This is a genomic window from Wolbachia endosymbiont of Tuta absoluta (assembly GCF_059414725.1).
On the sequence record NZ_JBNRJY010000376.1, the window covers coordinates 1 to 1,021 of the forward strand.

Annotated in this window: 1 protein-coding gene; it reads left to right on the forward strand. The window is 34.2% G+C overall.

The features are described 5' to 3' along the window. Positions 1-729, forward strand: a 729-nt coding sequence (locus tag ACJ5GX_RS04010; protein WP_495292727.1) for an FAD-dependent monooxygenase, incomplete at its 5' end; no start/stop codon positions are given. Positions 730-1,021 lie beyond the last annotated feature (292 nt).

Consider the following 1,021-nt stretch of genomic DNA (forward strand, 5'->3'; position numbering starts at 1 on the left):
GATCAAAAATTGATATCATCACTATTTATCTGTGCTGAAGGTAAAAACTCTAGGTTGCCAGAGTTGTTTTCTATACCAATGATAAAATTTGATTATAAACAAAATAGCATGGTATTTAATGTAAAACATGAATTACATCACCAAAACTTAGCTGTAGAGCGGTTTTTTCCTGGTGGTCCATTTGCAATTTTGCCAATGAAAGGTGGCTATACTTCTTCAATAGTTTTGACAGAAAAATGCGAAATTTCAAAAATGCTGATGAGCTTATCCGAAGAGGAATTTGTCATAGAACTCAAAAAAAGATTTGGTTCTTATTTGGGAGAAATTGAATTAGAGGGTGAAAGAAGATTCTATCCTTTGAGTTTTTCTTTTGCAAGAAAGCTGCATAAAAGCAGAATTTTGCTGATTGGCGATGCAGCACATTCAATCCACCCGGTTGCAGGTCAAGGACTTAACCTTGGAATGAGAGATGTAGAGAGTGTTATTAGACAAATAACTGCTGCAAAATCCTCTGGCATTGATGTTGGCAGTAATTATCTATTGAAGAAAATTTCATATGACAGATACTTTGATAATTTTACTATGGCACTTGCAACTGATGGACTAAATAGAATATTTTCCAACAGAATACTTTGCGCTCAAGTTCTGAGAAATCTTGGTTTAATGGTAGTTGAAAATTCAGATTTTCTTAAAAAAAGCTTCGTTCGACATGCTATGGGGTTTATATAAATCATTAGATTTCTTTCATCATAATCAGGTATCATTAGAGTAGTTGACACTGGAGCTCAAATTCCATAATGTCATGCCAGTGCCCAGACACTGGCATCCAGAAAAATTTATAAGCAAACTTGAGTTATGCTAAATTTGATGAAACGAAAAACTGGATTCCAGCAGGCTTTGTTGCACCACTCAAGGAAAGAACAGGCAGTTACTGATGGAATTTGTTATAAAATAGATATTTAGCCGACAAAGGAAAAATATGCCAATAAGAATGAAAGTCAGTAACTGCAATGAATATAAC